Raw genomic sequence first — 20,827 nt, 5'->3', positions numbered from 1 at the left:
CAACAACCTCCCGGGCCTATAATTTGTATCTATTCGATAGCCTCAAAGACGTTGCCCAAGAATACCTAACAGAGCCTCAGATTGAGGCTCTGCGTCAATCTTATGTGGTAGCGAGAGATGCCCATGAAGGGCAAACCCGCTCTAGCGGTGAACCATACATCATCCACCCTGTCGCAGTGGCTCGTATCTTGGCCGAAATGCGCCTTGATATCGAAACCCTCCAAGCTGCTTTGCTGCATGACGTCATTGAAGACTGTGATGTAACTAAAGAAGATCTCGAAGAGAAATTCGGCAACACTGTCGCAGAATTGGTTGATGGTGTATCTAAACTGGACAAACTCAAATTCCGCGATAGGAAAGAGGCTCAGGCTGAGAACTTTCGTAAGATGGTTCTGGCCATGGTGCAAGATATCCGCGTCATTCTGATCAAACTGGCTGACCGCACGCATAACATGCGTACGCTTGGCGCGCTTCGACCAGATAAAAAGCGTCGTATTGCTCGTGAAACGTTAGAAATTTACGCGCCCCTCGCTCATCGTCTTGGTATTCACAATATCAAAACCGAACTCGAAGAGTTGGGCTTTGAGGCGCTATATCCCAACCGCTACCGCGTACTGAAAGAAGTGGTTAAAGCCGCACGTGGTAATCGTAAAGAGATGATCCAACGCATTCACAGCGAAATAGAAGGCCGTCTGCAAGATTTTGGCTTGAATGCTCGCGTCGTTGGTCGTGAGAAAAACCTGTTCTCTATCTACAACAAGATGAAAACCAAAGAACAGCGCTTTCACACCATCATGGATATCTATGCGTTCCGAGTCGTTGTTGATACCGCTGATACTTGTTATCGCGTTTTAGGCCAAGTACACAGCTTGTATAAGCCACGTCCTGGTCGCATGAAAGATTACATCGCGGTACCAAAGGCGAACGGCTATCAATCGCTACACACTTCCATGGTTGGCCCACACGGCGTACCTGTTGAAGTTCAGATCCGTACTGAAGATATGGATCAAATGGCGGACAAAGGTGTCGCGGCACACTGGTCTTACAAAGACAAAGGCGACAAGTCTGGCACCACTGCGCAAGTGAAAGCTCAGCGTTGGATGCAAAGCCTGTTAGAGCTACAACAAAGCGCGGGTAACTCATTCGAATTCATTGAAAACGTAAAATCCGATCTTTTCCCAGATGAGATTTACGTCTTCACACCAAAAGGTCGTATCGTTGAATTGCCTTTAGGCGCAACGGCTGTCGACTTTGCCTATGCGGTACATACCGATGTAGGCAACTCTTGTGTTGGTGCTCGTGTTGACCGTAACCCTTACCCATTGAGTAAGGCATTGAAAAACGGTCAGACGGTGGAAATTATCAGTGCCCCTGGTGCGCGTCCGAATGCGGCATGGCTAAACTATGTCGTGACTTCTCGTGCCCGCACTAAGATTCGACAAGTACTGAAAACGATGCGTCGTGAAGAGTCGATTACTTTAGGTCGTCGCCTACTTAATCACGCACTTGGCCGTCACTCGATTGATTCAATTTATCCAGAAAATATCCAAGAAGTCTTGAATGATCTTCGCCTAGAAAGCATCGATGATTTATTGGCTGCTATTGGATTGGGTGAGTTGATGAGCATTGTGATCGCACGTCGTCTCCTTGGTGACACCGAAGAGCTCACGACAACAAGTTCAATCCCAACGGACTCGAAGAAGAAGCTTCCGATTCGTGGCGCAGAAGGCTTATTGCTGACGTTTGCAAATTGTTGTCATCCTATCCCAGATGATCACATTATTGCTCACGTATCGCCTGGTCGTGGTTTGGTTGTTCACCGAGAAACATGTCCGAACGTTCGTGGTTATCAGAAAGAGCCAGACCGTTATATGGCTGTCGCTTGGTCTGAAGACTACGATAAAGAGTTCATTGCTGAACTTAAAGTCGACATGCTTAACAACCAAGGTGCTCTTGCAGAACTAACCAACGTGATCTCGAAAACAGGATCAAACATTCATGGCCTTTCAACGGAAGAACGTGATGGTCGTCTATACACTGTGACTGTGCTGTTGACGACGAAAGATCGTGTCCACCTTGCTGGTATCATGCGTAAGATTAAGGCAATGCCTCAAGCAACCCGAGTCAGACGCAGAAAGAACTAACCTCTATCGCCACCTACTCTGTTAGGTGGCGATTTTTTATACCTCAATAAATATGAACCTAGAACGTTACAACCGTATTCACCAAGTCCTAAAAACTCGCCAAACTGATCTGACACTTTGTCTCGAAGAAGTACATAAGCCAAACAACGTCTCTGCCGTGATCCGCACCGCTGACGCGACAGGCTTACACAAAGTTCACGCAATTTGGCCTGACAAAATGCGTACGCTGAGCCATACCTCAGCTGGCGCGCGTAACTGGGTTGAAGTGGATACTCACGATTCGATTGAAACTGCGATTACCGAACTCAAAGCGCAAGGTATGCAGGTTTTGGTGACCAATCTTTCGGACACCGCCGTCGATTTTCGCGAGATCGACTACACCAAACCAACGGCAATCATTTTAGGCAGCGAAAAGGTTGGCGCTTCAGAGCAAGCCAAACAGCTTGCTGATCAAGACATTATTATCCCGATGGTGGGCATGGTGCAGTCACTAAACGTATCGGTTGCCAGTGCCGTAATTTTGTATGAAGCGCAACGTCAACGTGAAGCCGCAGGCATGTACGACCGAGAAGAAAGCGCTCTGCCTAAAGAGACAATCAACCGTATTCTCTTTGAACGTGGTCACCCAGTGCTGGCAAAGGTCGCGAAACGAAAAGGGCTCGTTTACCCACCACTCGATGAAGAAGGTCAAATCATCGCCGATGACGCGTGGTGGCAAGAGATGCAAAGCAAGTAACAGACTTTCGTCATCCTGAACGGCGGCGAAGGAGCGTGGTTCAGGATCTAATTCTCAAATATACAGATGCTGATAGTGTTAACTTCAGCGACATACTTGTTGGAAATAGAATCCTGATGTCGCTAAAGCTCCTCGGAATGATAGGTTATCAGTCAAATCATGACACTAACTAAAGCATGACTATTTTTTCCTGTACAAAAACACAGCTCCATGGTTAACATACTGCTATGTTAACCATTTTCTTGAGCCCTCTATGTCCGCCCAAATGTTATCTGCCGTCCCATTAACCTCCCTTTCTGGAGTTGGCGCGAAAGTCGCAGAAAAACTCGCCAAAGTTGGCTTACATAGCGTTCAAGATTTGCTGTTTCACCTTCCGTTACGCTACGAAGATCGTACTCGTATTTACCCTATTGCCAAACTGCATGCTGGCCTTTGGGCGGCAGTGCAAGGTAAGGTCATGGCAGTCGACACCATCTTCGGTAAGCGCAAAATGCTAACGGTAAAAATCAGCGACGGTAATGGCACTATCACGCTGCGCTTTTTCAACTTTACCGCAGCCATGAAGAACAATTTCACGCAAGGTAAGTTAGTACATGCTTACGGTGAAATTAAGCGCGGTGGCATGGGTTTGGAAATTGTTCATCCTGACTACAAGTTTTACGTCAGCGAGCAAAAGCCCGATGTAGAACAGAGCTTAACCCCTGTTTATCCCACCACCGATGGTTTACGCCAAATCACATTACGCAACCTTACCGAACAAGCTTTAGCCCTGCTTGATAAAACCGCAGTGCAGGAATTACTTCCAGCGGGGTTGTATGACCATCAAATCACGATGTCGCAAGCGCTGCACACCATTCATCGCCCACCACCAACCATTAATTTAGATGAGTTTGACGAAGGCAAACATCCTGCCCAAATCCGCTTGATCATGGAAGAATTGCTCGCACAAAACTTATCGATGCTAGCGGTGCGTAGCAAAGGTCAGAAGGATTCAGCGCTACCTCTCGGTCCTTGTAATAAACTAAAAACGCAGCTTTTAGCCCAACTGCCTTTCTCTCCTACAAACGCTCAAACCCGAGTCGTACAAGAGATTGAAGCCGATCTAGAAAAACCGCACCCAATGATGCGATTAGTGCAAGGCGATGTTGGTTCGGGGAAAACGTTGGTTGCCGCTTTGGCCGCTGTTAGAGCCATTGAGCATGGCCATCAGGTGGCACTCATGGCGCCAACCGAACTATTGGCCGAGCAACACGCTATCAACTTCGCAAACTGGTTTGAAACCATGGGCATTCAAGTCGGTTGGTTAGCGGGCAAACTCAAAGGTAAGGCAAAGGAAGCCGAGCTGGCTCGTATTGCCAGTGGTGAAGCGCAAATGGTAGTGGGTACTCACGCGCTATTCCAAGAGCACGTTGAATTTCATCACCTTGCTTTGGTCATCATTGATGAACAACACCGCTTCGGTGTCCATCAGCGATTAGAATTGCGTGAAAAAGGCGCAAAACAAGGCGCCTACCCACATCAGTTGATCATGACGGCGACGCCTATTCCTCGCACCTTAGCGATGACCGCTTACGCCGATCTGGAAACTTCCGTGATTGACGAGCTACCACCGGGTCGAACGCCGATTCAAACCGTTGCCATTCCTGATACAAAACGTGACGACATCGTCGAGCGTGTCCGAAATGCCTGCTTAAACGAAGGCAAGCAGGCATATTGGGTGTGTACCCTGATTGATGAGTCGGAAGTATTAGAAGCGCAAGCCGCGGCAGATACCGCAGAAGAGCTTCAACGTAAACTGCCGGACGTAAAAATTGGTCTAGTGCACGGACGAATGAAGCCGGCAGAGAAACAAGCGGTGATGCAAGATTTCAAAGACAATAAACTGCATTTGCTGGTCGCAACGACAGTGATTGAAGTTGGTGTGGATGTGCCAAACTCTAGCTTGATGATCATAGAAAACCCTGAACGTCTTGGTTTGGCACAATTACACCAGTTAAGAGGTCGCGTGGGCCGAGGTTCCGTTGCTAGCCATTGTGTGCTGCTGTACCACTCTCCGCTGTCAAAAACCGCGCAAAAACGTCTCGGAGTACTACGTGAAAGTAACGATGGCTTCGTCATTGCGCAGAAAGACCTAGAAATTCGTGGCCCTGGAGAACTATTGGGTACAAAGCAGACAGGTCTTGCTGATTTCAAAATCGCAGACTTAGTTCGAGATCAACGCCTGATTCCCGAAGTTCAGCGTATTGCGCGTCATATTCATGACAATTACCCGACTAACGCAACAGCGATTATCGATCGCTGGTTGGGTGAGCGGGATATTTACTCCAAAGCGTAATGATTGAAAGCGAGCCAAATGGCTCGTTTTTTAATACGCCAAAAACAAAGCAAACGTTTGCTTTTTGAGTAAATCTCTCTATAATCGCGCACAAATTTTTAAGTGTGTTAGATCACACTCCACCAACCTGAGTTGACTCTGATTAACAGCAATCACAGGTAACGACGTCAACTCCACCCTGCTCTCCCATTCAGCGAGAACTAGGGAAATATTGCGACTAGCGAGACAAACAATGACAACTTCAAACCGATCTTCGGAACTGGTCTATCAACTCAACGATCGACCACCTTTGCCTCAAACCATTTTTGCCGCACTTCAGCACTTATTGGCGATGTTCGTCGCGGTTATCACTCCGTCACTGATCATCTGTCAGTCTTTGGGTGTACCAGCAGACCAAACGAATACCATCATCAGCATGTCTTTGTTTGCGTCAGGCGTGTCTTCGTTTATTCAAATTCGCACCGTTGGCCCAATTGGCTCTGGTTTGCTCTCTGTTCAAGGCACCAGCTTTAACTTTTTAGGTCCTATTATTGGTGCAGGCCTATCGCTGAAAGCCGGTGGAGCAGACATCAGCACCATGATGGCTGCCATTTTTGGTACGATTTTAGTCGCATCATTTGCAGAAATTTTTCTATCTCGCGTGTTGGAGCATGCCCGCCGAATCATCACTCCGCTTGTTTCAGGCATCGTCGTCACTCTTATCGGTCTCACACTGATTCAAGTCGGCTTAGTATCAATGGGCGGTGGCTACGCAGCATTAAATGAAGGAACCTTCGGCAGCTTAGACAAACTTGCTCTGGCTGGGACGGTACTTGGATTAATTGTGATTTTAAACCGCTCGAAAAACCCATACATCCGTGTGGCTTCAATCGTGATTGCGATGCTAGTGGGCTACATCATGGCGTATTTTATGGGGATGGTAGATACTTCTCAGCTAGGCGCAACCGAGATCGTAGCACTGCCCGTACCAATGCAATATGGCTTATCGTTTGACTGGTCTCTGTTCATTCCGCTGGTACTGATTTTCTTTATTACCGCACTAGAGGCCATCGGTGATATTACCGCAACATCTGAAGTGTCTGGTGAGCCAGTAAAAGGCCCAGTGTACATGAAACGCATTAAGGGCGGTGTGTTAGCAGACGGCTTAAACTCTGCAATCGCAGCCGTTTTCAACAGCTTCCCGAACTCAACGTTTAGCCAGAATAACGGCATCATCATGCTAACAGGAGTCGCGAGCCGCTACGTGGGTTACTTTATTTCAGGCATGTTAGTGATTCTTGGCTTGTTTCCTGGCGTCGCTAGCTTTGTTCAGCTGATTCCTGAGCCAGTACTTGGCGGCGCAACGATTGTCATGTTTGGTACGATTGCTGCCGCTGGTGTGCGTATTATCTCTCGTGTTGAGCTCGATCGCCGCGCAATTCTGATCATGGCCTTATCCTTCTCAATGGGACTTGGTATCGCACAAAAACCAGAGATCCTGCAATTTATGCCAGAATTTATTAAGAGTATTTTCTCAACTGGTGTTGCAGCAGGTGGCATCACTGCGATCATTTTAAATTTACTTCTGCCAGAGAAACTGGAAGACGAAGATGAACTTCCTCAGGAAGTGAAAGAGTCTTAAGATTATTGAGAATAAGAAAAGCCCAACCTATTTAGGTTGGGCTTTTTGTTTAAAGGGTGCAGGCCATCGACTTACTTGGTAGGAAAGCTGATTTGAGCGATTAAACCGCCTTCACTGCGATTACGCATCACCACAGAGCCTGAATGTTGGCTGATTATACGCTTCACAATCGCCAACCCTAGCCCAGTGCCTTCACTACCGCGAGCGGTGTCACCACGCGTAAAGGGTTCAAATAACCTCGCGATTTGGGAATGCTCGATACCCGGTCCGTTGTCCTCTACTGAAATCCACACTAGCTGCTTATCTGCTGTCACACCAGTGCTGATTTTGACCCAGCCATTGCCATAGCGTAGCGCATTCACAACTAAGTTACTGATCGCCCGCTTAATCGCAATCGCGCTTCCTTTGGCTGGCGGCAAGTTAAGATTAAGATCTGTTTCAATTTCAACCTCATAACCACCTTCAGAACTGGCGACGTCACTGGCAATCGTACTGATATCAACCGCTTCAAACGATTCTTGGTTCACCGGTTTGAGGTAATCCATAAACTGACTGATGATCTCATTACATTCTTCCGTATCGCTAATGATCCCCTCCGCAAGATAGCTGTCCTCAGGAGACATCATTTCTGTCGCTAGGCGAATACGCGTCAGAGGTGTTCGTAAGTCATGGCTAATCCCTGCCATTAATAAGGCTCGGTCTTCTTCTAGCTCTTGAATACCTTTCGACATTTGATTAAAGGCTCGAGTTACAGAGCGAATCTCCGATGCGCCTTTCTCTGCTAAGGGGGGCGGGATCTCACCTCGACCGACGTCTTTCGCGGCTCTCTCTAAAGCCAAAAGTGGACGGTTTTGCAAACGAATAAACAACCAACCACCTGCAATGATCAGCAGCGCCATAATCAAGCTGTTACGAAACAGCGGGGCAAAATCTTCTTCTTGCAGCTCAGATAACGGAATACGAATGATGGAGTTCGGCAACTTTTCGATGTGCATCCACAAAATGTAACTTTCATCGCCAAGCAATAAGCGCACTTCTGTGGGCGAACCCAGCTCTTGGCTCATTTCTTCAGACATCAAATCAATCGACATTGCGTGATGAAATTCAATCGCCTTATCGCTATCGAGACTATGAACCGTCACCCCTAATCTTTCTAACAATTGACGCCTTAACGGTGCATCAGACTTTAAAGGTCCTTCATCATCAAGCACCAAATTGAGCTCATGGGCGAGAATTTTATTGAACTGCTGCAAACTCGGCATCAACGCGTAGTTAAAAACGGCGTAGTAAGAGAAAACTTGGCTCGCGAGAAGCAAAGAGATGAACAGCAGAATAGATTGTGTCAGTGAACTTCGGATGCGCATGGAACGTTCCTAGTGGTCCTAATCGCGAAATTTCAGCCTTCAAAGGGAAGGTAATGAAGGCTGAAGTTGCTATAGCCAAGTGCTGGCTATGGAGTGAAGAGGTTACACCTCTTTGCCGTCTGGGACGAAAACATAACCTAGGCCCCATACGGTTTGAATGTAGCGCGGCTTGCTCGGATCGTCTTCTAACATGCGACGTAAACGTGAGATTTGTACGTCAATAGAACGTTCCATTGCAGAATATTCACGGCCACGCGCCATGTTCATCAATTTGTCTCGTGACATTGGCTCACGTGCATTCATCACGAGCGCCTTTAGAACAGCAAACTCTCCAGAGGTGAGTGGCATTGCCTCGTCACCGCGGAACATCTCGCGAGTGCCTAGATTGAGTCGGAACTCCCCGAACTCCACCACTTTTTCTTCCGTGCTTGGTGCACCCGGCAACTCTACAGTTTGGCGGCGTAATACGGCCTTGATGCGAGCCAATAATTCGCGTGGGTTAAACGGTTTTGGCAAATAATCATCCGCCCCTACCTCAAGACCTACGATGCGGTCCACTTCATCACCTTTCGCGGTGAGCATTAAGATTGGCAACATATTGTTCGCGTGGCGTAGACGACGACAAATTGACAAACCGTCTTCACCTGGCAACATTAGGTCCAGCACCATTAAGTGAAAGTTTTCGCGCGTCAGTAGGCGATCCATCTGTTCGCCATTGGCGACACTTCGTACCTGAAAACCTTGCTCAGAAAGGTAACGCTCCAATAGAGCACGTAAACGAGCATCGTCATCAACCACTAAAATTTTATGATTTTCTTGCATTGAAACATCCTTTCAGAAGCGTCTATTGTCGAAAATGTATCACTGTTTTTCCTAACGTGCTCAAGCAAATTGTTACTCTTTTTATCTTAAGCGCTTTATTCTCTCTCTAGCAGGTATTTTCAGCACCTACTATTGACCATAATTCCATTCCAGTTCACGTTTGGCCTCAAGCAGCTCTTGCTGTGCCTCCGCCAACTTGTGACGTTTTTTCTCAATTTTGTCTGCTTTACCTGAATGCTGAGCTTCGACTAATTCTTCCTCTCGCTCCTCAACTTCTTTAATCTTTTCTTCCACTTCTGCTTGCAGCTCTTGGCGCAGCTCACCTTCCGAGCATTCATTCTGGATAGCGGAAAGTGCTTGCTCCAAGCCTTTAATGCGATGCTCATTACCTTGCGCTTTTGCATACTCAAGCTGCTGCTCTACCGCTAACTCTTTAGCGTCACAGCCTTTCACTTCATCTTGAGCAAAAACTGAAAGTGAGAAACCTATTGTTAGTGCAGCACTACACATGACTGCTTTGTTCATTTTACTTCTCCGAGAAAGGCACCATGCCTTTATACCAAATATTCTGACGTTGAGACCCAAGTCACTTCTAGTGAACTTCATGAGACTTGAATCGGTGATAAAGCCTCAGTCTTCCGAGGCCGGTTGAGTGTATTCAATTGAGTTGATGAACCACTCTTTTTCACCTTCTGGGGTGCGTACCGTGAACTCTTCATCCACTTGTTTTTTCAACATCGCTCGCGCCATAGGTGAATCGATAGAGATGTAGTCTTTCGCATCGCCATAAATCTCTTCAGGCCCGACAATACGAAACTTTTTCACTTCTCCTACCTCATTTTCTATTTCCACCCATGCACCAAAAAAGACTTTGCCTTCTTGTTGCGGAGAATAGTCAACGATCGTGACTTCTGGCAGGAATTTACGAAGGAAGCGGACACGACGGTCGATCTGACGGAGTAAACGTTTATTGAAGGTGTAATCCGCATTTTCTGAGCGATCGCCCAGGCTCGCCGCCCAAGTGACGATCTTGGTGATTTCCGGGCGCTTTTCATTCCAAAGGTAATCATGCTCTTGTTTGAGTTTGTTGTAACCTTCTCGTGTAATCAGCTTAGTTTTCAAATTAACTCCTATCTCAACTAAAAAATGCTGCTCTTTGGCAGCATTAAGGAGATGATATACCCAAAGATCCAACGTTGTTCAGGCTTTGGGTATCAAGGTGATAAGGCGGCCAGAGTGTTACTTTTCGTAATCCGGTTTTTGCGTCACGATGTAATTCGTATCACTCGAAACAACCGCGCCATGTTTTAGGAAGTTTTTACCTAAAATCATGCTGTAATGGAAGCGACCTCGGTCCTGTAAGTTGACTCGGATCTTCTTCTCTAATTCGCCAAGCTTAACATGCATTTCAACCACAGGGCGTACGTTCGCTTTCTCGCCTTTCTTCGCTTTAATACGCATGACATCAACAACAGGCTTGGTAAACGCCTGTTTCATGCCAAGATCGTTCTCATAGGTAAAGCTCACCATGTCTTTGCCGTCTTTCTTAAACTGCTTGATGTTCTTAGCATTGATTGAGCTTACATCTGCACCCGTGTCTAACTTCACAGGGAAAGACATCCCCTCAACTTCAGCCACTTCGATATGGCCAGCTTTGAAAAGTGGCCTTGCATCTAGTAGATGGTCTGCGCGAGTGTTCAGCAACACACCACCCTTGGCTATGTCATGACCAAAGACGAAAAAGGGTTGAGTGTCACCCTCATCAAGCACATCGAGCGCAAACTTCATTGATGTGTCTTTTCTACCGAGAAGAAAGTCTCCTTCGACAACAGGGCGAACCGCGCTGCCAACCTTGAGCTTTTTCAACACTGGTTTGGTGATTTTTTCTTCTTTCCCCTCATCGTTCATTAAATAAAACGTGACGGATTCATCCTTACCTTTTTCTGTTACTTCAAACCCATTTACACGCAGTAATGGCGTTTTCACAGTAAAAGTGGGGTAAGCAGGGACGGTATAACCATCAATGGTGACCTGTTCTTCTGGTGAAACGACAAGAGGTTTTGATTTGAGCGCGCTTTTGAACGTTTTTTCTACGCCACCCAGTAGATTTTCTCTGTCCGTATCAATAACAAAGTGCTGACTCGCGACGTCCCGACCTAAGCGAATTTGCGAACTGAACTTACTGCGATCACGCAGATACACCAACCAACGTTGAGTTTCATTTTCGCCGACTTTGACGGGTAAATAGACTAAAGGGCGCTCGCTTTTGGTCGTTTTCAGCATTCGTACCAAGGGTAATGTCATTGGATGACGCTTGCCATTCTCGCCCTCTAACATAAAAGAGACTTCGTTATGCTTTTTGTCTACCTTGATGTCCAGTGCATGGACGTTGGTATAACGGCTAGAAGTTGAGATGCTGATCTTATATGGCACACCTTCGACTTCAACCGTCTCTTTTTTGCCAATCATTTTTGCGCGTGGCTGTTCTTGAAGGTAATCGTAACCAGCGAAGACCCATGCGTTATCATCGAGATAGGTTTTACCAATCAAGATAGGAGAAGAGAATTGCGTACGCTTGGTCAGGTTCACTTCCGTATCAACGGTGTGACCAGCGATTGTCATCGGCATTTTTATTGTCGGGCGTAGGATGGGCTTTTTGCTTGTTCGGCTGCGAATCGCGCTCACTCTTTCCAGATCATCGGTAATCTGTATTTCCTTCCCTGTATAAGGGTGAGGAACCGTAAAGCTAACCTTTACTTGATATGGCTTAAAGCTGTCGGCGTCCCACTTTGCCTTCGTACCACCTAAGTCATCGACAATCGCCCAAAGTAACTCGTTATCTTTCAAATCTTGGTAATCTGGGTGTGAGCTACTGACATGGATATTCTCCGCATGCATCGATGTCGTATCTGCACCAGTATCAATCTTGCCAATAAATGGCACCGCTTTTAGTTCCGGAATGTCACTGTAGTAGACGCTCTCCACACGCCCTAGTACCAATTTGTTATCGAGCTGATAAACGGGAGCTTGTGTGGTTCCTGAGATAGATTGCGCCCAACTAAGCGGGGCGACAAGTAAGGCACTCGTAAGCGCTAACGCCAAAGACATTTTTTTCATCATGATTATCCGTATAAGCCGAGGTACATTTAGTGATATCAACAACCGTGGAATTAGGTTAGTCGATAACTGCGGATATAAGTTCTCAATTTAATTACAGTTTTGACATAAATCTGACTGATGTCCACCAGCGCCCGGTAAATTTTTGCCTCGTTAATTTAAAACATTGCAAATTCTTCGAATGACCCCAATGTTCTATACAACCCAAACCGAATTAAAAGAGAAAACACGGATGAGCCAAGCTATCTGTCGCATGATTGCTCAAGAACTGAATGTTCGCCCAGAGCAAGTCAACGCCGCTGTCACCCTAATTGATGATGGCAACACTGTCCCTTTTATTGCACGTTACCGCAAAGAGGTGACGGGGGGCCTTGATGATACCCAGCTGCGTACTTTGGACAGCCGTCTGTCTTACCTTCGTGAAATGGATGATCGCCGTCAAACCATCCTCAAATCAATCCAAGAGCAAGGCAAACTGACGCCAGAGCTAGAACAAGAGATCGCGCAGGCAGACAGCAAAACTCGTCTTGAAGACTTATACCTACCTTACAAACCCAAGCGTCGTACGAAAGGTCAGATCGCGATTGAGGCTGGTCTTGAGCCACTCGCAGATCAACTTTGGAATCATCCACAAACCGAGCCAGAAAGCGAAGCAAGCAAATACCTTGATGCAGACAAAGGCATCGCAGACACCAAAGCTGCATTGGATGGCGCTCGCGCGATCATCATGGAGCGCATCGCAGAAGACGCAAACTTACTGGAAAAAATTCGCAACCACTTAAATCGCAATGCGGAACTGGTTTCACGAGTCGTTGAAGGCAAAGAGCAAGAAGGCGAGAAGTTTAAAGATTACTTCAACCACAACGAGCCCCTAAGCAAAGTGCCATCGCACCGCGCACTGGCGATGCTACGCGGCCGTAACGAAGGCTTCCTGACATTGGCGATGAACGCTGATCCAGAACAGGAAGAAGGCGCTCGTCAGTCTTACTGCGAAACGATTATCGCCGACCATTATGGCGTAACGCTAAGCAGCGCACCGGCGGATACCTGGCGTAAGCAAGTGATCAGCTGGGCATGGCGCATCAAAGTATCGATGCACATGGAAACCGAGCTAATGGGCGCAATGAAAGAGCGCGCTGAAATCGAAGCGATTGAAGTATTCGCCACTAACCTAAAAGACTTGTTGATGGCAGCACCGGCTGGCCCTCGTGCAACACTTGGTCTCGATCCGGGTCTGCGTACAGGTTCAAAAATCGCGGTTGTCGACTCAACAGGTAAAGTGCTTGCAACCGAAACCATCTACCCTCACCCACCACAAAAACAATACGACAAGTCAGCACAAATCGTTGAGCAGTTGGTGCGTAAGTACAACGTGGATTTGATTGCGATTGGTAACGGTACGGCTTCACGTGAAACCGACAGCTTTGTCGCAGACGTCATCAAACGTGGCAACCTGAAAGTTCAGAAGATCATCGTAAGTGAAGCGGGTGCATCGGTTTACTCAGCGTCTGAGCTTGCAGCAAAAGAGTTCCCGAATATGGACGTATCACTGCGTGGTGCAGTGTCGATTGCACGTCGTTTGCAAGATCCATTGGCTGAACTCGTGAAAATTGATCCGAAATCTATTGGTGTGGGTCAATACCAGCACGATGTAAGCCAATCTATGTTGGCAAAACGCCTAGATGCGATTGTGGAAGACTGTGTAAACGCGGTTGGTGTTGATGTGAACACCGCTTCTGCGGCGCTACTGACGCGCGTAGCAGGCTTATCAAGTACCATCGCGCAGAACATTGTCGACTTCCGCGATGAGAACGGCCGCTTCGAAGCACGTACAACCTTAAAGAAAGTACCTCGTTTAGGTCCTAAGGCGTTCGAGCAGTGTGCAGGCTTCCTACGAATCATGGATGGTAAGAACCCACTTGATGCGTCTGCGGTTCACCCAGAAGCGTACCCAGTGGTCAAAGCGATTTCTGAGAAGAACAACAAAGATATCAAAGCACTGATTGGTGATTCAAGCTTCCTTAAAGGTCTGCATGCGGTCGATTACACCGACGATAACTTCGGCGTTCCAACCATTACAGACATCATCAAAGAGTTAGACAAGCCGGGTCGTGACCCACGTCCAGAATTCAAAACGGCGACGTTTGCAGAGGGTGTAAACTCGGTATCTGACTTGGAACCGGGCATGATTCTAGAAGGTGTGGTATCGAACGTAGCCAACTTCGGTGCCTTCGTTGATATCGGCGTTCACCAAGATGGTCTCGTACACATCTCTGCACTGACAGATCGTTATGTGTCTGACCCACGTGAAGTGGTGAAAGCGGGCGACATCGTCAAAGTGAAAGTGATGGAAGTTGACGTGCAGCGTAAACGTATTGGTCTATCGATGCGTATGAACGACGAACCGGGTCAAGACAACCGTAGCCAACGCTCATCAGCAGCGCCGCGTCGTAATGACCAACCGCAGCGTCGTCAGCCTCGCCGTGATGATTCGTCATCGAACAGCGCGATGGGCGGTGCATTTGCTGCAGCGTTTGCTAGAGCGAAAAAGTAATCTTACCTAGGCTTCACCGCTAACGAGCTTTCATAACTAAAAAGAAAACGCTCCAATCAGTCAACCTGCTTGGAGCGTTTTTGTTTGAGTAGGATATTGAGTCGTCATAATACTGCTATCACTTCTGACGGTGTATGGGGAGCGACTGCATGACCATAATGAAACTTGATCACCTTCCTGCGCTTTTCCATTAATCCTTCATTGATCGCAGCATCCAAAATGCGCTTTGGTAAGCGAAAGCGGATCGCGTAGCCTTTCCCCTGGTCTTCACTATACGATTTGAGCGCAAGCAAACTAAAAAGCCGTTCTAGTGTATCTTCCGGCTCTTCTTGATAACGCGTGTCGACTTCCGTTTCCATATCATAATCAGGATGCTCTGAAGGATCCCAAGAAGACTGACGTCGGCGCTTGTCATCACCTTTTACTTTTCGCTCTGCATTGGTTTTGGCCAATGCGACCGTTGGCGTTACAGGCTCTCGGACTTTATTGTCGCGAGCTGCTTGTTCCGTCTGCACATTCACGGATGGGGCGATCAGTGGCACACTTACGTTGGTCGGTGACACAATCATTGCGAACCCTCCTCAGAGTCGCCCAACTCGTCAATATGGCTTAGCTTTATTGGCTAATAAAACCTCACCAGCCTTTATATCGACCACTTTTTAAACAACTTGAGGTATTTCCGCTCGTACTTGCTCAATCGTGAGCAAACTCTCGGATTTGAACACAAAATTCGTCATGTTCGGTGATAAAAGGCGCATGAGAGGACTGATTAAAAACAAACTGCTGGGTATGAGGCAACTGTTCACTTAAATCGTTAGCTACTTTAATTGGCACCAACCCATCTAAACGGCCATAAAGACGCAACATTGGAACAGAAAGAGACGTCAACGCATCGCGCAGATCCACATCAGCAAGGATGTTTAGCCCAACCAACAGCGATTCAGGGTTTGGCTGAGGGCGCGATAGTACCGCTTGCTTGAGCTGTTTAACGTCTTTACGCGCTGATGGGCTGCCCATCGCTTGCAACGCCATAAAGCGCTCAATGGTCAGTGAGAAATCTTCTAGCAACTGAGAGGTGAACGCACTCAGTACATTCGGTTGAATGCCACGCCACGGTTTTTCTGCGGCAAATTTAGGTGAGCTGGCAACCGTAATCAACTTAGCCACGCGCTCGGGCATATTTAATGCCACATGCGTCGCCACTAAACCTCCGAGGGACCAACCAAGCCAAATCGCTTTCTCTGGCGCACCTTGCACCACCAAGTTAGCAATATGGTCTAAATCTTCAGCATGAGATTCGGCGCTATGTCCGTACCCCGGAAGGTCAACCACATGAACTCGGAAATAAGGTTGAAGAGACTCGACTGTCTGCTGCCATACCGCACCATTCATGCCCCACCCATGAAGTAACACCAAATCTGGTCCCTGACCAAATGACTGCCAGTGTAATTTCGTGCTCATGCTCTCAATCTCTCCCACTTATTTTATTCCCTACGGCTTCAGCCAAGCGTTAGGCTGAGTAAAATATCATCATGAATAAACGCTATGTTATCTCATCACTGGCAAAACATCATGCATCGTGTATTGAGCAGTCAATGCGGCCTGTGTCGGTTCCCTATTCAAACACCAAGCCACACAAATACTCTGCGCTGGTGCGAGCACTGTTTAAAATACCTAACTCCGGTAAAACGATGTCAACGCTGCGGTTTATCATTACAGAAAGAAGAAATGAGTACGGATAGTATTTGTGGTGAATGTCTTTCAGAGCCACCGCCATGGCAAAGGCTATACACGTTAGGCGATTACGACTTTCCCCTTTCACGGGAAGTACAACGCTTTAAAGATCACGGAGAGTCTTGGCATGTAAAAGCATTAACCGAGCAACTGGCACAGCGCATCACCACGCCAGCTCCAATCATTACCAGTGTGCCATTGCACTGGCAGCGTTACCTGCGCCGGGGTTTTAATCAAAGTGATGTTTTAGCCCGACACCTCGCCAAGCAATTGCAGACTAATTTTGATGCGAAGGTCTTTCGTCGAGTAAAGCTCGCCCAATCACAGCGTGGTAATACCAAAACAAGCCGTGAACAAAACTTAAAAGGCGCGTTTATTCTCAATAAGCAACCTCACTCTTCCCATGTTGCCATCGTCGATGATGTAGTCACCACAGGCAGTACCGTCCGACAATTATGTCATTTACTACTTGAAGTTGGCGTAGAAAGCATCGATATTTACTGCATCTGCAGAACACCTGCTCCTCGTTCTCTCTAGATCGCTTCGCCATGCCTTAGCATCAAAAAGACTAGACCCATACGTCAACAAGAGTAGAATAGCAGCAGTAACCTACAAATTTACTCGGGTATTCGTCGTGTCAAATATTACTATTACAGAAACTGCGCAAACGCATTTCGCTAACCTTTTAGGTCAACAACCTGAAGGCACTAACATTCGTATTTTCGTTGTGAACCCAGGTACACAAAACGCTGAGTGTGGCGTGTCTTACTGCCCACCAGAAGCAGTAGAATCGACCGACACTGAACTCTCTTACAGCGGTTTTTCAGCTTACGTGGATGAGCTAAGCCTGCCATTCCTTGAAGACGCTGAAATCGATTTTGTTACCGATAAAATGGGCTCTCAGCTAACGCTAAAAGCACCTAACGCTAAAATGCGTAAAGTTGCGGACGACGCACCACTGGTTGAGCGCGTTGAGTACGTTATCCAAACTCAAGTGAACCCACAACTTGCTGGCCACGGTGGTCACGTAAACTTGGTTGAGATCACTGAAGACGGTGTTGCGATTGTTGCATTTGGTGGCGGTTGTAATGGCTGTTCTATGGTTGACGTAACACTAAAAGAAGGCATCGAGAAAGAGCTGCTAAACCAGTTCATTGGTGAACTAACCGCAGTTCGTGATGCTACAGAACATGACCGTGGTGATCACTCTTACTACTAAGAGTAAACACTGTCAGAAAATGGGAGGCTTCGGTCTCCCATTTTTGTATCGATACTGAGGTGATGCTGAGATGCTTAGCTCGACTCGTAAAATCCGCTAGAAACTCAGGCGGAGTTCTCATATATTAAGAATCTTACGCATCTCGTAAACGCCAACGACACCAAGGAGCCAGCGTCATGCCGAAACGAACCCCACCAGAGATACTCTCATGCCAGACGGTTGCAAAATCCAAACTGTTTGCTGTGGAAGCGCTCGACCTTCGTTTTTCCAATGGTGAGCACCGTACTTATGAGCGTATGAAGCCAAGTGGACGAGATGCTGTAATGGTAGTCCCTGTAACAGAACAAGGCGATTTATTACTGGTGCGTGAATACGCCGCTGGAACTGAACGCTACGAGCTAGGTTTCCCAAAAGGGCTGATTGACCCAGGAGAAACACCACACCAAGCTGCGGATCGTGAGTTAAAAGAAGAAATCGGCTTTGGCTGTAATCAGTTAACCCCGTTGAAACAAGTTATCCTCGCGCCATCTTACTTTTCGAGCAAAATGACTCTATTTTTAGGACAGGCGCTTTATCCAGAGAAGCAAGAAGGCGATGAGCCTGAACCACTGGAAATTGTGCGTTGGCCACTTGCGCAAGCCGAAGAGTTATTAACTCACATGGATTTCTGTGAAGCACGAAGCATCACAGCGCTAATGTTGGCACTGAAACACTTACCAAACACCACTCACAAGCATAACCAATAACGGTCATTAGAACCGAATAACACTGTGAGTAAGGACTATCACTTATGCCAATGACAAAAGATCTATCTCACCTACTTCCTCAAGTCATCGAGATTGCCCGCAGTGCTGGGCAAATGATCCTCGAAATATATGAAAAGAAGCAATACGAGGCCTACACCAAAAGTGACGAAACTCCCGTAACAAGTGCAGATATTGCAGCTCACAAGTTCATCACTGAACGCTTGAGTGATCTGACGCCTGACATTCCCGTGTTGTCAGAAGAAGACGCAGACATAAGCTTAGAGCAACGCGCTCAGTGGGAACGTTATTGGTTAGTCGACCCTCTTGATGGTACTCAAGAATTCATCGCTCGCAGTGGTGACTTTGCCACTATTATTGCGTTGGTCGACAACAATCGACCAACCATGGGCGTCGTTTACGGCCCTGTATCTGGCGTGACTTACTACGCTTATAATGGCAAAGGCGCCTGGAAAATTCCCGACATGTCGGACAGCGTCAAAATCCATACACACAAACACGAACAGCCAGAGCAAAGCATCGCAATTGCTATTAGTCGTCGCCAAGACATCAATCGTATTACTAACCGTATGAGTAGCGCCTGGAATTACGACTTAATACCGCTCGGTTCTGCAGCATTGAAAGCATGCCTCGTCGCGGAAGGGGCGGTAGATTGCTATCTCCGACTAGGTCCAACAGGTGAGTGGGACACCGCTGCGACACAATGCATTGTTGAAGAAGCTGGCGGACGTATTCTCAGCACGCAATTAGAACCGCTGTCATATAACGAGCGGGAAACACTAGAAAACCCGAACTTTATTGTTCTTGGTGATGCGGATTTACCTTGGAATGAGATTTTACAACGCAAAGATTAAGCGCCCTATCGGTAAAATTTAGAGCACAAAATTCTAGCAATAGAAAGGCCACGAATATCTTCGTGGCCTTTTCTTTTTGACCTTCTGTACAGCACTTGGAGTATTTGGCCCACTATGTTCCAATTGCTTGCAAAGCTGAACGAAAGAAAACAAATCAATTAAAAATCATGGTTTTAAACTTTCACTCATTCCCAATCAAGATCGAATGTACAGCGAATAGAGGTTTTAGCTTACGATGATCCAAAAGCAAAAAGAGCTGCACAATAGCAGCTCTTTTAAGATATTGGATTTTGTCACGATTGGTTAGAAGCGCCCTTGGTAATTAAACTCATATTGACCTTGAGCATTCGGCTTACCCAACCATTTCAATTGCTCCCCCATGCTGGATGGGAACTCTGCTCCAGGTTTGAACCACGCTTTGGTTGAGTATCGTTGATTAGGCATCAGCTCTGCTGAGAACGCCGCAGAGACTTGTTCGCTGCTCTGCTCACCAGTTGCCGTCAATACACTATCCTGACAGTTTATATCGGCAATCACAGGACCGAGATCTAAGCTGCCAACGGGGCTTTGAATACCACTGGCATTCCATACTAAAGTGCCTTCACCGTTCTTACACCAAGGCGCAGCATAAGTCGCATGACGAATATTCAGCTCAAGTTGCCCATCAACACCAACAGGCACAGGGAGGCGCGCTTGCTCAACAACTTTTACCGCCGGAATCGAGGCAACTAAGTTTTTGGCATAAGGGCCATCACTTAAGCTATAGCCGACAAAACCGCGCCCACGAACGTCCATTTCACTACCACGACCAAAGCGCACAGCAAACTCAGCTTTACCTGTCAGTAGACTCGACCATTGGAAATCCCAATTAACTTCTCCAAGGTTCTGGCGCTGCCAACGAATACTAGAAGCTTGACCTTGCCATACCGAACCGTTGGCTCCTTGAATGTCCAGACCTCTCACTGTTGGTGCTTGTTGTAACACCCAAGAGACTGGTAATCCCATTAAAAGACTGACTGAAAAAAAGACGATAAAGATAACAACGTAAAGTACTGCTCGCTTCACCTTAACCTCGCTTAAACTGAAGGCGGTTTACATCGATCATGCCCGCTTGCTCTGTTCGGTCGATATCTAAAAATTCGACTTCAATACCCTGTTGCTCTTTCAAGTAACGTAACCAATCCACTAGTTGATTAAACGCGAGTGGTTTGATCCACACTTGAACGCTCTCATTACGAGGTTGTACTCGAATCAACTCAACTTTATAACGACGAGCTGAAGAAGAAACTAACTGATTCAACGGTTGACTAGAGTAGCTCACACCGCTGCTTTTTCGCAGTGCAGTGATGCCATCCGCTTTATCTTGTACCCAAGCTAGCAACTGCTTTTCACTTTGAATACGTGACTGAGCTAGCTCCGCACGTTGACTCATTGGTTGTAATAAACCCCAATAAATAATACCGATAACGGCAATAGCGCCACATCCCATGACCAAACGCTGCTCACGCTGCGAGATGCTGCTCCACCAAACCTGAGCTTGAGAAATTAAATTTTTCATCATCA

The 20,827-nt window shown here is 47.1% G+C and carries 18 protein-coding genes; 9 read left to right on the top strand and 9 right to left on the bottom strand.

Going from position 1 to position 20,827, the window contains the following annotated elements; all coding sequences use genetic code 11:
- The first annotated feature begins 23 nt into the window (after positions 1-23).
- From spoT to R7D93_RS18045, 4 genes are all read left to right on the top strand, one after another.
- Positions 24-2,144 carry a bifunctional GTP diphosphokinase/guanosine-3',5'-bis pyrophosphate 3'-pyrophosphohydrolase gene (gene spoT, locus R7D93_RS18060; protein WP_005379340.1) on the top strand — a complete coding sequence of 707 codons (2,121 nt, stop codon included), beginning with the start codon at positions 24-26 and terminating at the stop codon, positions 2,142-2,144.
- Between the two features lie 52 nt (positions 2,145-2,196).
- On the top strand, positions 2,197-2,880 hold the full coding sequence (gene trmH, locus R7D93_RS18055; protein ID WP_017820702.1) for a tRNA (guanosine(18)-2'-O)-methyltransferase TrmH: 684 nt from the start codon (positions 2,197-2,199) through the stop codon (positions 2,878-2,880).
- Between the two features lie 253 nt (positions 2,881-3,133).
- On the top strand, positions 3,134-5,215 hold the full coding sequence (recG, locus tag R7D93_RS18050) for an ATP-dependent DNA helicase RecG (protein WP_205391079.1): 2,082 nt from the start codon (positions 3,134-3,136) through the stop codon (positions 5,213-5,215).
- Positions 5,216-5,447: 232 nt separating this feature from the next.
- Positions 5,448-6,836: a uracil-xanthine permease family protein gene (locus tag R7D93_RS18045; RefSeq protein WP_005379335.1), complete on the top strand. Its 1,389-nt coding sequence runs from the start codon at positions 5,448-5,450 to the stop codon at positions 6,834-6,836.
- A gap of 71 nt (positions 6,837-6,907) precedes the next feature.
- On the opposite strand, the gene envZ is transcribed toward R7D93_RS18045, so the two are convergent.
- From envZ to R7D93_RS18020, 5 genes are all read right to left on the bottom strand, one after another.
- Positions 6,908-8,200: a two-component system sensor histidine kinase EnvZ gene (gene envZ / locus R7D93_RS18040; RefSeq protein WP_017820700.1), complete on the bottom strand. Its 1,293-nt coding sequence runs from the start codon at positions 8,198-8,200 to the stop codon at positions 6,908-6,910.
- Positions 8,201-8,302: 102 nt separating this feature from the next.
- Positions 8,303-9,022, bottom strand: a complete 720-nt coding sequence (ompR, locus tag R7D93_RS18035) for a two-component system response regulator OmpR (RefSeq protein WP_005379333.1) — start codon at positions 9,020-9,022, stop codon at positions 8,303-8,305.
- A gap of 129 nt (positions 9,023-9,151) precedes the next feature.
- Positions 9,152-9,547 (bottom strand): DUF1090 domain-containing protein, encoded by a 396-nt coding sequence (locus R7D93_RS18030; protein WP_171343037.1) that lies wholly within the window; start codon positions 9,545-9,547, stop codon positions 9,152-9,154.
- Positions 9,548-9,652: 105 nt separating this feature from the next.
- Entirely contained in the window at positions 9,653-10,144 is a 492-nt protein-coding gene (gene greB, locus R7D93_RS18025; RefSeq protein ID WP_176311232.1) for a transcription elongation factor GreB, read from the bottom strand.
- A gap of 117 nt (positions 10,145-10,261) precedes the next feature.
- On the bottom strand, positions 10,262-12,142 hold the full coding sequence (locus R7D93_RS18020) for an ATP-dependent zinc protease (RefSeq protein WP_086013892.1): 1,881 nt from the start codon (positions 12,140-12,142) through the stop codon (positions 10,262-10,264).
- Positions 12,143-12,371: 229 nt separating this feature from the next.
- On the opposite strand from R7D93_RS18020, the gene R7D93_RS18015 reads away from it, so the two are divergent.
- On the top strand, positions 12,372-14,693 hold the full coding sequence (locus R7D93_RS18015; RefSeq protein WP_213867103.1) for a Tex family protein: 2,322 nt from the start codon (positions 12,372-12,374) through the stop codon (positions 14,691-14,693).
- Between the two features lie 104 nt (positions 14,694-14,797).
- Here R7D93_RS18015 and R7D93_RS18010 read toward each other — a convergent pair whose 3' ends face one another.
- The gene (locus tag R7D93_RS18010) at positions 14,798-15,262 is read right to left on the bottom strand and encodes a hypothetical protein (RefSeq protein WP_005379316.1); all 465 of its coding nucleotides are present in this window, start codon (positions 15,260-15,262) and stop codon (positions 14,798-14,800) included.
- Between the two features lie 124 nt (positions 15,263-15,386).
- Complete coding sequence (gene bioH / locus R7D93_RS18005) at positions 15,387-16,154, bottom strand: pimeloyl-ACP methyl ester esterase BioH (protein ID WP_005384724.1); 768 nt, start codon at positions 16,152-16,154, stop codon at positions 15,387-15,389.
- Between the two features lie 84 nt (positions 16,155-16,238).
- Here bioH and R7D93_RS18000 point away from each other — a divergent pair, with 84 nt between their 5' ends.
- From R7D93_RS18000 to cysQ, 4 genes are all read left to right on the top strand, one after another.
- A complete protein-coding gene (locus tag R7D93_RS18000; protein WP_025998648.1) occupies positions 16,239-16,964 on the top strand; it encodes an amidophosphoribosyltransferase in 726 nt (241 codons plus the stop codon).
- Positions 16,965-17,061: 97 nt separating this feature from the next.
- Complete coding sequence (gene nfuA, locus R7D93_RS17995; protein ID WP_005379313.1) at positions 17,062-17,646, top strand: Fe-S biogenesis protein NfuA; 585 nt, start codon at positions 17,062-17,064, stop codon at positions 17,644-17,646.
- A gap of 176 nt (positions 17,647-17,822) precedes the next feature.
- Positions 17,823-18,392, top strand: coding sequence for an ADP compounds hydrolase NudE (gene nudE, locus R7D93_RS17990; protein WP_005379309.1), 570 nt, complete (start codon positions 17,823-17,825; stop codon positions 18,390-18,392).
- A 44-nt stretch (positions 18,393-18,436) separates the two neighbouring features.
- The gene (cysQ, locus tag R7D93_RS17985) at positions 18,437-19,264 is read left to right on the top strand and encodes a 3'(2'),5'-bisphosphate nucleotidase CysQ (RefSeq protein WP_005379308.1); all 828 of its coding nucleotides are present in this window, start codon (positions 18,437-18,439) and stop codon (positions 19,262-19,264) included.
- 303 nt (positions 19,265-19,567) lie between these two features.
- On the opposite strand, the gene R7D93_RS17980 is transcribed toward cysQ, so the two are convergent.
- Together R7D93_RS17980 and R7D93_RS17975 are read right to left on the bottom strand one after the other, a co-directional pair.
- A complete protein-coding gene (locus R7D93_RS17980; RefSeq protein WP_137281636.1) occupies positions 19,568-20,329 on the bottom strand; it encodes a type II secretion system protein N in 762 nt (253 codons plus the stop codon).
- 1 nt (position 20,330) lies between these two features.
- On the bottom strand, positions 20,331-20,822 hold the full coding sequence (locus R7D93_RS17975; RefSeq protein WP_005383002.1) for a type II secretion system protein M: 492 nt from the start codon (positions 20,820-20,822) through the stop codon (positions 20,331-20,333).
- Positions 20,823-20,827: the final 5 nt, after the last annotated feature.

The organism is Vibrio sp. YT-15 (assembly GCF_033337445.1).
GTDB classification, from domain to species: domain Bacteria; phylum Pseudomonadota; class Gammaproteobacteria; order Enterobacterales; family Vibrionaceae; genus Vibrio; species Vibrio alginolyticus.
The sequence above is the reverse complement of the archived record's forward strand: the minus strand, read 5'-3'. Positions and strand labels throughout refer to the sequence as shown.